Annotated in this window: 13 protein-coding genes and 1 pseudogene; 7 read left to right on the plus strand and 7 right to left on the minus strand. The window is 71.7% G+C overall.

What is annotated here, in order from left to right; all coding sequences use genetic code 11:
• On the plus strand, window positions 1–366 hold the full coding sequence (locus tag JNW98_RS24860) for a VOC family protein (RefSeq protein ID WP_223770521.1): 366 nt from the start codon (window positions 1–3) through the stop codon (window positions 364–366).
• A 41-nt stretch (window positions 367–407) separates the two neighbouring features.
• On the opposite strand, the gene JNW98_RS24865 is transcribed toward JNW98_RS24860, so the two are convergent.
• Window positions 408–1,268, minus strand: coding sequence for an AraC family transcriptional regulator (locus tag JNW98_RS24865; RefSeq protein WP_223770522.1), 861 nt, complete (start codon window positions 1,266–1,268; stop codon window positions 408–410).
• A 104-nt stretch (window positions 1,269–1,372) separates the two neighbouring features.
• Here JNW98_RS24865 and JNW98_RS24870 point away from each other — a divergent pair, with 104 nt between their 5' ends.
• Window positions 1,373–2,242, plus strand: coding sequence for an alpha/beta fold hydrolase (locus JNW98_RS24870; protein ID WP_223770523.1), 870 nt, complete (start codon window positions 1,373–1,375; stop codon window positions 2,240–2,242).
• A gap of 59 nt (window positions 2,243–2,301) precedes the next feature.
• On the opposite strand, the gene JNW98_RS24875 is transcribed toward JNW98_RS24870, so the two are convergent.
• From JNW98_RS24875 to JNW98_RS24890, 4 genes are all read right to left on the minus strand, one after another.
• A complete protein-coding gene (locus JNW98_RS24875) occupies window positions 2,302–3,117 on the minus strand; it encodes a terpene synthase family protein (RefSeq protein WP_223770524.1) in 816 nt (271 codons plus the stop codon).
• Entirely contained in the window at window positions 3,114–3,347 is a 234-nt protein-coding gene (locus JNW98_RS24880) for a hypothetical protein (RefSeq protein ID WP_223770525.1), read from the minus strand. Before JNW98_RS24880 ends, JNW98_RS24875 begins: the two co-directional genes overlap by 4 nt.
• Window positions 3,348–3,669: 322 nt before the next feature.
• Window positions 3,670–4,329, minus strand: coding sequence for a formylglycine-generating enzyme family protein (locus JNW98_RS24885; protein WP_308015661.1), 660 nt, complete (start codon window positions 4,327–4,329; stop codon window positions 3,670–3,672).
• Between the two features lie 302 nt (window positions 4,330–4,631).
• Window positions 4,632–5,414: an aminotransferase class IV family protein gene (locus tag JNW98_RS24890; RefSeq protein WP_223770526.1), complete on the minus strand. Its 783-nt coding sequence runs from the start codon at window positions 5,412–5,414 to the stop codon at window positions 4,632–4,634.
• A 145-nt stretch (window positions 5,415–5,559) separates the two neighbouring features.
• Here JNW98_RS24890 and JNW98_RS24895 point away from each other — a divergent pair, with 145 nt between their 5' ends.
• The 5 genes from JNW98_RS24895 to JNW98_RS24915 all read left to right on the plus strand — a co-directional run bounded on the left by JNW98_RS24895 (window position 5,560) and on the right by JNW98_RS24915 (window position 9,009).
• The gene (locus JNW98_RS24895; protein ID WP_223770527.1) at window positions 5,560–5,835 is read left to right on the plus strand and encodes a hypothetical protein; all 276 of its coding nucleotides are present in this window, start codon (window positions 5,560–5,562) and stop codon (window positions 5,833–5,835) included.
• 178 nt (window positions 5,836–6,013) lie between these two features.
• On the plus strand, window positions 6,014–6,307 hold the full coding sequence (locus JNW98_RS24900; protein ID WP_223770528.1) for a DUF7848 domain-containing protein: 294 nt from the start codon (window positions 6,014–6,016) through the stop codon (window positions 6,305–6,307).
• Between the two features lie 345 nt (window positions 6,308–6,652).
• Window positions 6,653–6,814: a hypothetical protein gene (locus JNW98_RS24905; protein WP_223770529.1), complete on the plus strand. Its 162-nt coding sequence runs from the start codon at window positions 6,653–6,655 to the stop codon at window positions 6,812–6,814.
• A gap of 72 nt (window positions 6,815–6,886) precedes the next feature.
• The gene (locus tag JNW98_RS24910; RefSeq protein WP_223770530.1) at window positions 6,887–8,455 is read left to right on the plus strand and encodes an asparagine synthase-related protein; all 1,569 of its coding nucleotides are present in this window, start codon (window positions 6,887–6,889) and stop codon (window positions 8,453–8,455) included.
• Between the two features lie 20 nt (window positions 8,456–8,475).
• The gene (locus JNW98_RS24915; RefSeq protein ID WP_223770531.1) at window positions 8,476–9,009 is read left to right on the plus strand and encodes a GNAT family N-acetyltransferase; all 534 of its coding nucleotides are present in this window, start codon (window positions 8,476–8,478) and stop codon (window positions 9,007–9,009) included.
• A 53-nt stretch (window positions 9,010–9,062) separates the two neighbouring features.
• On the opposite strand, the gene JNW98_RS24920 is transcribed toward JNW98_RS24915, so the two are convergent.
• Together JNW98_RS24920 and JNW98_RS24925 are read right to left on the minus strand one after the other, a co-directional pair.
• Window positions 9,063–9,281 carry a dodecin gene (locus JNW98_RS24920; RefSeq protein WP_223770532.1) on the minus strand — a complete coding sequence of 73 codons (219 nt, stop codon included), beginning with the start codon at window positions 9,279–9,281 and terminating at the stop codon, window positions 9,063–9,065.
• Window positions 9,282–9,397: 116 nt separating this feature from the next.
• A pseudogene (locus JNW98_RS24925) lies at window positions 9,398–10,297 on the minus strand (hypothetical protein); the annotation flags it as partial.

The following is a 10,297-nucleotide window of genomic DNA, read 5'->3' on the forward strand; positions in this document are numbered from 1 at the left end:
GTGCTCACCACCCTTGCCCGCGTCTACGTCGACGACCTCGACACGGCGCTGCCCACCTTCGTCGAACTCACCGGCGAGCAGCCCCGGCTCCGCTTCGCCTACCGCGACCTGAACCTCGCGAGCATCGGCGGCTACCTGCTGCTCGCGGGGTCGGAGGAAGCCCTCGCCCCCTACCGCGGCACCCACGCCACCGCGATCGTCGACTCCCTCGACGAGGTCCTGGACATCACCGGGCGGCACGGCGGGGAGATCGTCGACGGTCCCAACGAGGTCCCCACCGGGCGCAACATGACCGTGCGGCACCCGGGAGGCGCGACGGTCGAGTATGTGGAGTTCCACGCGGCCGCGCGCGCCACGCTGGACTGAACGGGACGGTCGCGCTGATGCGGGCGGGCCCACCGGCCGCCTCACAAGCCGCGGGCCGGCCCCGGTCGGCACGCGGTCGGCCACGCGCGGTCGTCCACCGTCAGGAACGGCTCGTCCACCACGGCCGTCGGTGTCACACCCGTGAACGCCGTGATCTCCCGGTGCAGATGGGACTGGTCGCTGTAGCCGCCGTCCGCCGCGACCCGGGCCGCGCCGGCGCCCGCGACCAAACGGTGCACCGCACGGTCGAAGCGGACCAGCCGCGCGGCGCGCTTGGGCGGCATGCCGAGAGCCGAGGTGAAGCGGGACCACAACCGCTTGCGACTCCAGCCGAGTTCGGCTGCCAGGTGGTCGACCCGGACCAGGCCACCGCCGGCCACGATCCGCCGCCACGCCCAGGCCACCGCCGGGTCCACTGGGGGACGTGCCGCGTGGCGGCGGGCGAGCAGCGCGTCCAGGAACGCGAAACGGTCGTTCCACGACGGCGTCTCGCTCAGCCGTTCGCGGATCAGTGACGCCTCCCGGCCCCACAGGTCGTCCAGGGACACCACGGCACCGGCCGTATCCGCCGGACCGGCCCCCAGGATCCTCCCCGCGACCACGGGCGACAGGCGCACCTGCACGCACGCGACGTCCGTGCCCCCTGCCCTGACCCCGCCTCCGGCGCCGCACCCCGGCCCGGCGACGACGCTTCCGCGATGCCGCCGCCCGGCACCGTCCGTCACGGTGGGCGCGCCCGCCCCGAACTCCAGGACCAGCATCACGGCGGGGTGCGGAATCACCCGCAGACCGCCGCCGAGCGGGCCCGGGACCCGGAACCCCGCCATGTCGACACCGGCCACCCGGCCGGGGCGTCGCGGACGCGCGACGTCCCACACCGCGGAATCGTGACGGTCACTCATGGCGGGCCTCATCGTCGAAGGCTACGTGGGCGGCCTGGGGGCCGGGAGGCTGGGAGGGAACATTCGTTCAAGCCGCGGGCGCGCACGGGAGTCACAGTGGGCACATGACTCATTCCGACGCACAAGCGCGGCAAGCGCGGCAACCGCGGGCCGGCGCCGACGCCGACTCCGGCGCCGCCGAGACCTCGACCCTCCACCTGGCGCACGGCGACCTCCACGTCCGCCAGGACGGCCCCCGCGACGCCCCGGCCCTCCTGCTCATCCACGGATCCGCCACCTCGAGCCGCTCGTGGGACGCGATGGTTCCACTCCTGGCCGCCTCCCACCACATCGTCCGGATTGACTTGCCAGGGCACGGCCGTTCGGCCGAACCGGCCGGCCGCGGCTACGCGCCCTCCGAGCAGGCGCGCACGGTCGGCACCGCGCTGGACCTGCTCCGCGTCGAGCGCGTCGTGGCCGTCGGCCACTCCAGCGGCGGCTACACGGTCACCGCTCTCGCTGCGCTACGGCCCGACCTGGTGACCGCGTTGGTTCTCGTCGACACCGGTCCCGGCATGGACGCCTTCATCGCGCCGGAGTCCTCCGCGATCGACCCCACGCGGTGGCCGCCGGACGACGAGCAGATCCGCCGCTTCGCGAGCACCGCGTTCCGCGAGGGGTTCCCGGTTCCCCATGATGTCGTCGACGACGTGCGCGGTATGTCGTACGACGCGGTCACCGCCGCGGCGCGGGCGTCCGTCGCCTACCTGAGCGAGCGGACGCTCCCGGACCGGCTGGCGCCCCTCGGCAAGCCGCTCAAGGTGATCTTCGGTGACCGGGACCGCCGATGGCGCCCCTCGTCCGCGGCCGACTACCGCGTCGTACCGGACGCGGACGTCGAGCTGCTGCCCGGTGTCGGACACACGCCCATCCTCGAGGAGCCGTCGCGGACCGCCGCGCTGCTTCTGGCCTTCGCCGAGCGCCTGGGCGCGTAGCGCCGGCTCCTCGGGTGGAACCCCAGCGGACACACCCGGTCGTCGTCGCGACGGAGCGGTCAGGCTCGCGGGGCGTGGGAAGCCCCGGAACGGTCCTGGAAGACGTAGGCCGCCGACGTGCCCAACCCGCGAGGCTTCCCGGCGAATCCGGCCGTCGTCCGCCCGAAGCGGGCGGTCAGTTCGTGCCACCGGTACGAGCCCGCCAGGGCTTCCTGCAGCGCCTCGACGAACCGCACCCCCTCGGCGGGTACGGCCGTCGGGGCCGCGGCCAGGGTGTCGACCCGGGCGGTCAGGAAATCGCCGACGAAGGTGACGGCGTCACGCCGGTTCAGCCCGAGGGCGTGGCGGACGACCTCGACGCCGTTGTTGCCGACGGTGCCCTCGTGGACCTCCCGGTCGTACGACACGATGTCGTTGTGCAGGCTGACGGCGTCCACGAACGCGTCGGTGGCGGTGCGGAACTCCCTGGCCCGGAGCAGGCCCGGGGACAGCTCGCCCATGGCGTGCTCCATGAGGACCGCGGTGAACTGCGGGCCGCCGAAGTCGCGGCGGGCCCCCAGGTACTCGATCAGGTCGGTGACCGCGTGGTCGACGTGTTCGAGCTCCCACAGCACCCCGTCGAGGAAGCGCCGCACGCTGCCGGTGAACCGGTCGCGCCAGAGCGGGGTCATGGTGGCGGCCGTGCCGGTCCACAGGTCCGCGAAGGCCCGCTCCACGGGGTTGTCCGGAACCAGGGGACGGGGTAGGCCGTCCAGCGGCAGGAACAGCATCAGCCGCTCCACCTGGGCCGCCGCCGACTCGTGGTCGTGGCCCCGCCGGTAGAGCGGCAGGAACAAGGCGTCGGCGAACCACAGGGCGATGTGCCAAGCGGTCACCCGGTCCAACTCGCGGGCCCGGCGTCCGGATGGGTCAGTGCGATGAACAGCGGGAAGTCGGCCCCGTCGAACGTCTGCTCGCTCCACTGCCGCGGCCACTCCAGGTACCGCTCGTCGAACATGCCCATCTTCCGGGCCCATTGCTTGGTATGGGTCCGGGTCAGGTCCACATGCGGGTTGAGCCGGGACGAGAAGGGCATGTGGAACCGCGGCGGAGCGAGGGGAGACATGAACGGACGCTTCCCGCGCCGGGCTCCTGCCATGCCGCGGTTCACTCCCGGGTGCCACCGCCGGAACGGCCGCCTCCGGCGGGCCGGGCCTCCGGTGTGCCCCGACCGCCTGGCGACCTTCAGTCGCCGTCCTCCAGGCGGAAGCCAGCCCCTTGGCGGTGGTGGCGTACATAATGAGGAAAGGGAGGACGGTACGAGAAGGTCGTGGAGTGGATGACCAACAATCCGGAAGCTCTACCGCCAATGAGGAACCCGCCCAAGTGGAGCGATGAGCGACAGGACAGCCGCTCGCCCGGACGGTGACGGCCGGCCCCCGAAGGGCTCAGCACCCCTCCCCACCCGGGTGGCGATCCCAGAAGGGAAGGGAAGCCACACAGCGGAATCCCGTGTCGTCGTCGCTCATGTCCGCGGCGGCGTCGTTGAAGGCTGCGGGGGCCGCCCGGCTGAAGGGGCTGGTGAACGCGCTCCCTTTCAGCTCGTAACGTCCGGGTGCGGAACTCGTGGCGCACCACTCCCATACGTTCCCGCAGAGGTCGTAGACCCCGAAGGGGCTGACACCGCTGCGATACCGGCTCACGGGGGTTGTGCGAAGGATGTTGGAGTCGCGCACGTTGCACTTCGCGGCCGTGGCGTTGTCTCCCCAGGGGTAGGCCCGCCCCGCGGCTCCGCGTGCGGCTTTCTCCCACTGTTCACTGCTGGGCAACGACTTGCCTGCCCACTCGGCGTACGCTGCCGCGTCATGCCATGTGACCCAGACGACGGGGTGGTCGAAACCTGGTTCCGGATGACGCGCATCGGCGTTCCAGTGCTTGGGGCTTCGGTGTCCGGTCGCTTCTACAAAGCGAGCGTAGTCGGCGTTCGTCGTCGGGAAGACGTCGATTAGAAAGCGGGCAACCAGATGGGCGAGGGTAACTCGCCGGCAAGGTGAATTCCTTCCTCCACCAAGACCATGAGCTTGCCGTCTACAGGGTGCCGCCGATATTGGAGGGGGTCAGGCGACAGCAGTTTCTCGGTGCGCGGGTCTCTGTCGACTGCGGCCTGCTCGGTCACGAGCAAGGCGAACCGCTCTTGGGCCTCGGGACCGGAGCGACTGAGAATGGTGTCGAGCGCTGCCTGGTTCGATGGGCGAGGAGTGATCCCCTCACCTCGCGACTCCCACAAGGACACCATTCTGTCGCTTACGCCGATCTCGACAGCGAACTCACGGACGGTCAACCGCTTGGCGAGGCGGAGCAGCCGTGCTTCCTTACCGGTCCACCGTGTAACGCCCATAGATGCCTTCCCTTACACCGTCTCGCCGGGGAGGGCGAAGTATGCCTCGCGCAGTGCGGCCAAGGTGGGGTGCTCGGTGGGCAGCTTGGTTTCATCGATAGCGCTGATCGTGCGGACACCGATCGACGTGTTCGTTGCGAACGCTGCCTGCATACTGCGGGCCGCGTCGAGGGTCACGGGTGCGACGGTGTGCTCGTGGACCTGCTGGAGCAGGGCCATGGTGACGCCGGGCAGTACTTCGGCCCGGGGCCAGATGATGGTTCCCGCCTCGTCGATGAAACCCACGTTCCAGGTCCCGCCCTCTGAGACGCTGTCATCGGGACTGACGAAAAGCGCATCGTCGAAGCCGGCGACCTGAGCAGTTCGACGAGCCCGGAGACTGCCGAACAAGCCGCAGTGCTTCACCGCGGGCGTGTCACGGACGTACGGCACGGACTTGACGCGCAGCGGCGGCAGGGACGTTGAGCTGCTTGCGGGCCTGCGCGTGACGAGGACCCCGGGGTTCTTCGCGTTGGCAGGATGCCCGAGTTCGGTGTCGGGATCGAAGATCGTTACTCGCACGACGAAGGAGCCGTTGGTTCCCTCCACGGCACGGCGGACGTAGCTCCGGATCTCCTCCGGGTCGAGCTCCGTGTCGAAGACGGTCCGGCAGTCCCGGACCAGCCGTTCGAGGTGCAGGTCCAACCCCCGGATGCGCTGCTCGTCGACCCGCATCGAGGTGAAGTGGCCGAAGTTCGTGAGGGCGAGGACCTTCAGGGCGTCAGGGTCGGCCGGCTGGCCGTTCAGCTCCATCATGCTGGGCATTCTCGCGCATCACACGTTCATACCGACCCTCGAACTTGCCTATGAAGGCTAGTGACTTCAGCAAAACTTCCTCCCTCCGGACGTCTCGCCGCCGTTGGCTATGCACAGCCGCTGCCCACTGTTGTCGAGAGGCCGGATGACTACTGAGTGGAGAGACACCCTGCGACGGCGGGCCAACGGCGAGGACGCCCACGCGTACGCACGGGACGACGTGGTGCGGGATGTCCGCAGGGACCGAGTCGGCATCGTCATGGGCCACGTTGGACCCCGCTACCAGCTCCGGCCGCCGGCGGGAGGACGGGAGTGGGAGGCCGCACCGTCCGACATCGAGCCGGCCTCGGCCTCCGTGCAGCTCCGCGCGAAGGTGGCGGAGGCGAACCGGACGAGCCGGAACCGGGGCGCCTGCGGATGAGCAGCGAGAGGTCGATGTCGGATGCCGTCCACCTGACGCTTCTCCTGCCGGGGCCGCAGCCGGTGCCCGGATGCGACGAGTGCCGCAAGCTGCACGTCGCGCGGCGGCGTGCGCGACATGGCAGCGCGAGGGCGGACGCCAACGTGCGGATGCGCCGGCACCAGGAGGTGAGCCACCGATGACTCCTCGGCTTCGCCTACTGGTGGCGAACTGGGCCTTGCGGCTGTTGACGGGCGAGGGCGTACCGGACGCCATCTACTCGATGGAGTGCATGACCTGCGGCGCGCAGTCGGAGGCGACCGACAATGACGCCGGGCCGGCCCAGGAGTGGACGCTCAGCCACACCGGCCGCGACCCACAGTGCCGGGTGTTCAAACTGCACGCCGAGACCTACTGGCGGACCGAACCCTGCCAGGACAACCCGTACGCCGACATCGGGCTGCGCGGGCAGCCTTTCGGGGCGCCGCGGTGAGTCGGCCGCCGGACGGCGCGGAGCTCACGCGAAGAGTGGTGCGCTGTACTCACCCGCCGCAGGAGCGCGTCACCGAGGACGGCGTGATGCGCTGCCGCTGTGGGGCGCGGACTTTTACGGACTACCGGGAACTCGCCGGGGCGGCCCTCGGCGTCGCCGACCGCCGCCCCGAACCACCGACCGGCCCCACGAGCACCACCATCGGCACCTGCACGCTCAGTGGAGGAACGCCCCTTCGACTCCCGCCCCGGCTGTTGGTTGAGGTCCATTCCGCCGGGGCGGGTCCGCAAGAGCACCGCCACGCGGGGAACGCCCCCGCGCTGGGAGAACACCAGGAGTGACACCGTGAACGAGTTCACGCCGCCGCTCAGGCGCGCGCGCAGCTTCGAGAGGCTGTTCACCACCAAGGCGCACCGCCGGATCCAGACGCCGGCGGAGACCCACGAGTACAAGAAGACCTCGGGCTCCTCCGACGGCGCGAAGACGTACGACACCACCGCCACCTGATCCGTAAGCCGTCTCCACCACCCGAGGGGCCGGCCTCGCCTGCCCCTCGGGCCTTCGAAGGGAGAGCATGTCTTGATCAAGTTGCGCCTCACCCCGTACGCGAGCACGGCATGGACATGGGACGGCCGCCGGTACGCCACAGCCGACGGCATGAGCGAGATCGAACCCTTCGACCACCCGATGGTGGAACAGGCCGCCATCACCGACGGCACCCGCACACTGGTCGCCGTGCGCGAACGGGTCGCGAGCCGACCGCCGGCCCAGCCCGGCCCGGCCGTCGTCACCCCGGGGGACTTCGACGAGGCGGCCGAGCTGGCCCGGCAGTGGCCCACCGACCACGTCTTGGTGGAGACGGCCCCCGGCTTCCCCTGCCGCGTGACGGCCGGCCCGGCAAAGATCGCGCCGCTCTACGTCGCGCACGACGCGTCCAGCCTCTACGGCTCCTGGGACATGGCCGACCTCGCCGACCACGCTGCCGGCCTCTCCTCCCGCGAGACCGCGCGCCTGCTGATCTACCGGCCGCGCTACAGCACCGAAACCGTATTCCGCGGTATCCACCGCGTCACCGAGCGTACGACCGCCCTCTACGGCGGCCATCTGCACCTGCACTACCCCGAACCCGTCCTGCACAGCGGCCCCCGCGAACTCGCCCCGGACGCCGACGTCCTCGCGGCCTTCGTCGCCGCCATGGACGACGCCCTGGACCTGCGTCCGCTGGATGAGGTCGACACCGTGCTGCACCTGACGGGCGGCTTCGATTCCGGGACCGTCGGGACCCGTCTCGCCGAGCGCTACCCCGGCCGCTTCCCGACCGCTGCCCTCCTCATCGCCGGCCCCGGACGCGCCCACCAGATTCGGCGACGCGCCGAGATCCTGAAGACGCTCCCGTTCGCCGAGCCCGACCACCTGGTCGACGCGATGGAACACGCCCCGCTCAACCCGGAGTGCGCGCGAGTGCGGGGCGAGCGCATCAGCCCGTACGAGGAACCGTTGCACCGCCCCTTCACCCGCCTGACCGAGACCCTGGCCGAGCACGGGGCCCGTGTGGTCGTCACTGGTCTCGGTGGTGACGAAATGGTGGCCCTGTCCCAGGACGAGTACCCGCACAAGTCCATGGGCGAGATCAGCGATGCCCTGCCGTGGATCGGACCGCGCGCACGGGCGGCGCTGGAGTACGCGGACGACAACATCGCCCCGCCGGCCGCCGTCAACAGCATGACGCTGCTCTCCCTGGAGACGACGGCCCCCGTCCTCATGCGGGCCGGCATCTGGCCCGTACACCCCTTCGCCGACCCCGGCATGGTCCAGCTCGGCGAGTGGCTGCCGATGCACTGGCGCGAGCTCAAACAGCTCCAGCGCCGCCGGCTCGCCGCCCTGGGCCTGAGCCCGGACGTCACCGAATCCCGCGAGCGCGAGTCCTTCGCCGAGGTCGTCCAGCACACCCTCACCGCCCACGCCCGGCCCCTCTTCGCCCGCATGCTCCACGAAGGCTCACCCCTCTTCGAGGAACAGGTGGTGGACCCGGATGGGCTCCGCCAGGCTGTTCGTCGCCTGTCCGAAGGGCCCTACCGCGAAGATGGCGACGCCCAGCTCCTCGAAGTGCTCGACCTGCACTTCGCCGCGCAGGCTTTCCTCTCATGACGCCACGAAACAGGAGAGACATGTTCACCATGCGCCCGGCCACGGCCGCCGACGTCCCCGCCGTCGAGACCATGATCCTCGCCCGCTCCGCATGGCTGGAGGAACGCGGCCTGCCGAGCTGGCGGGAGAACGCCGCCGACCTCGCCGGGCAGGCGGAGAACCCTGACGGTGACGTGTGGGTCCTCGCCGACGACGACACGGAGAAGGTCATCGGCTTCATCACCGTGCAGGACCAGACCCCGCCGTGGGGCTGGACGGACGAGGAGCTGGCGGAGCCGGCGCACTACCTCTACTCCAGCGTCACCGACCCCGCGTACCGCCGGCACAAGCCCGGCACGGCCATGGCTCTGTGGGCCGTCGACCGCGCCGCCGCCGAGGGCAGGACATGGGTCCGCCGTGGCTGCAACTTCCCCGGGCTGGTCGCCTATAACGAGACCCAGGGCTTCGAACTCGTCCACGAGGTCCAGCGCACCCACGCCCGCGTCTACCTCATGGCGCGGCGGGCTCAGCCCATCAAGGAACTCGACGAGCGCCTCGCCGCTCTCCAGAGGTGATGCGAGGCCCCGGCTTCCCCGCTCAGCGCGGAGTGTCGGGACCTTTCCGTGTCTCAGTCGCCGTCCTCCAGGCGGAAGCCGACCTTCAGGCCGACCTGGTAGTGGCCGACGCCGCCGTCGTCCGCGAAGTGGCCGCGGATCTGGACCACTTCGAACCAGTCGAGGTTCCTCAGAGTCCGGGAAGCGCGGGCGAGGCCGTTGCGGATGGCCTGGTCCACGCCCTCGGGGGACGAGCCGACGATCTCGGTCACGCGGTACGTGTGGTTCGTCATGGGGGACGGTCCTCCCGGGGGCGCGGTGGTGCTGACCCCACCACCGTCCGACACGCCGTGCGCGGGCGCGAGGCGGGCGCCGCCGTTGGCGTGGCCGTCGGGGGGGCGGCGGCGGGTCAGGTCCGGTGGAGGCGGCGGGCCGTGTGGTGGGCCCAGCAGAGCTGGGCGGCGCCCGCCGCCGTGAGCCAGCCGGCCAGGACCGCGGGGGCGGGTCCCCGGTGGAGGAGGACGAGGGCGAGCGCGGGCGCGGTGGTGGCCAGGGCGCCGAGGGGGCCGCGCAGGTACCAGCCGGCCAGCTGGAACACGGCGGTGTTGCCGAACGGCGTGTCCGTCCCGACCACCGCCCGCGGCGGCAGCACCCCTCGGTACGCGCTGACGAGGGCCGCGCCGACCAGTGCCGGGACGCAGCCGACGAGCACCGCGAGACCGGCGTCGCCCCGGCCCGCCACGAGGGCCGCCCCCGCGCCGGCCGCCAGGCCCGGCGCCAGCAGGGCGGCCGGGACGACGGCGTGCCACAGGGCCAGGGCGCCGGAGGAGTACGGGAGCTGGCTGCGGCGGCGGAGGTCGTCGCTGTCCAGGCGGGCGGGCTCGACGAGGTGGGCGGCCGCCAGGTACGCGGCGGCGAGCGCGAGGACGGCCAGGACGACCCGGGGGGTCGTGCGCGCGGCAGGGGCGAGGGCGGTGAGGGCCACGGCCACCGCGAGCCACACCAGCGCCCGTACCGGTCGGGCCGGCGCCCGGAGCAGCCCCGTCGCGTCCCGCCACGGTACGAGCAGCCACCGCCGGCGCGGCACCGGCAGCCGCAGGACGGGCCGGGAACGGGCCGTGCGGCCGGTGCGCGTCGCCAGCCGGGCCTGCCGCAGGTCGAGGGAGAAGACGGACGCGGTCATCCGCTCCGCCACCGTGGCCCGGGCGCGCAGGGCCGACGCCGGTATCCCCGGCACCGCCCGCACCCCCGCCACCAGCGCCGCCGTCGTGGAGGCCACCGACAGCGCGAGGGCGGCCGGCCACCCCGG

The organism is Streptomyces huiliensis (assembly GCF_020037025.1).
Lineage (GTDB): Bacteria > Actinomycetota > Actinomycetes > Streptomycetales > Streptomycetaceae > Streptomyces > Streptomyces huiliensis.